This window comes from Anaerovibrio sp. (assembly GCF_045637405.1).
GTDB lineage: Bacteria > Bacillota > Negativicutes > Selenomonadales > Selenomonadaceae > Anaerovibrio.
Window position 1 is genome coordinate 1 of sequence record NZ_JAZTZI010000152.1, and the last position, 1,263, is coordinate 1,263.

At 44.8% G+C, this 1,263-nt stretch carries 2 protein-coding genes; both read left to right on the forward strand.

Translation table 11 applies throughout. The annotated features are described in order from the left end of the window. Positions 1 to 77: 77 nt before the first annotated feature. The gene (locus ACKI5G_RS10325) at positions 78 to 1,115 is read left to right on the forward strand and encodes an ABC transporter permease (protein ID WP_407400102.1); all 1,038 of its coding nucleotides are present in this window, start codon (positions 78 to 80) and stop codon (positions 1,113 to 1,115) included. A gap of 44 nt (positions 1,116 to 1,159) precedes the next feature. Then, positions 1,160 to 1,263 (forward strand): DUF1848 family protein (locus ACKI5G_RS10330; RefSeq protein WP_407400104.1); only part of this gene is annotated, 104 nt, incomplete at its 3' end.

Below are 1,263 nucleotides of genomic sequence, written 5' to 3' on the forward strand. Positions count from 1 at the left end.
CTTAGATGAAGGCCTTTCGTGACGAATTAAAGACCCTGCTGTCCGGTCAGGGAATGCCCTATGAGAAGGTTTCCATTATGGTATCTTTGGTAATAACGGTCATTTTTAGCGTCATGCTGGGACTAAACTATGCCAAGGATACTCCAATAATGGTTATAGATTTGGATAATTCCCATTATAGCCGGGAAATAATCAATGATTTGAATAATTCCCAGTTAATTGCCGTTAAGGCGGTTATCAATACCCCAGTGGAGCCCAATGAGCTCATGTATCGGGACAAGGCTTATGCGGTGGTGTATTTTCCACAGGGCATGGAGAAAAACCACTATAATGGTGAGGCGGTGGATATTGGTGTATTTTACGACAATACCAGCTCATCAGCCCTCAGTGGTGTACGGGAAGCCTTAAATGAAATTGTGGCGGATGTGAATAATCCATCCTTGGGTACCGGAGATACCATACAGGGAGGTACCAAGCTGGTGTCCCGCAGTTTGTTCAATCCCAGTGATTCCGCCAGCAATGGTGAAGTTATTGGTTTTTTGATTTTCTTTTCCAGTATGTTTTTTGCCTTTGCCACCTTGGGGATGGTACCCCGGCTGCGGCAGGAAGGGAAAATGGCCCTGCATTTGAAATTAGGTACAGCCTATGATTTGCTGCAGCGACTGCTACCCTATTGCGGTTGTTGGCTAATTGCCAACTTCATAGGTCTTGTGGTTCTGCGGTTTTGGGGAGATATTAATTTTTCCGGAAGTATATTATTATACTTTTTCGTTCAGGCCATTTACATTATCACCTTGGGGATGATTTCCCTGATAATGGGCTGGGGGGCAGCTAATCCCGGGGCGGCCTCCAGCCGAATGATCTTGTTTGTGCCAGGGGGCTTTATCTTTGGCGGATACGGCGTGCCCATGACCTTGATGCCAGAGTGGGTGCATTGGTTCAATCAGATTTTCCCGCTGACTTGGGAATTTAAGTTTATCAGGGATGTGGTATTTCGGGGAGCCGGTTTTTTCGATTGCGCCACCACTATAGGACAGTTTATGATATATATAGCTATAGTGTGGATTATCTTTGCCCGGAAGTTTGATAAGGAACAAATCGCCCAAAATAATTAGATAATATGTATTTAATTGGGTATTTGGGAAGGTGGTGATGGGGGATGATTATAAATACAGGACAGCGTACAGATATCCCGGCATTTTACGCTGACTGGTTTGCCAACAGGCTTAAAGATGGCTTTGTCTGTGTGCGTAACCCTTATAA

What these genes read in the sequence shown, in the direction of transcription:
- ACKI5G_RS10325 (WP_407400102.1), top strand. Translation starts at nt 78, where the DNA reads ATGGTATCTTTGGTAATAACGGTCATTTTTAGCGTCATGCTGGGACTA.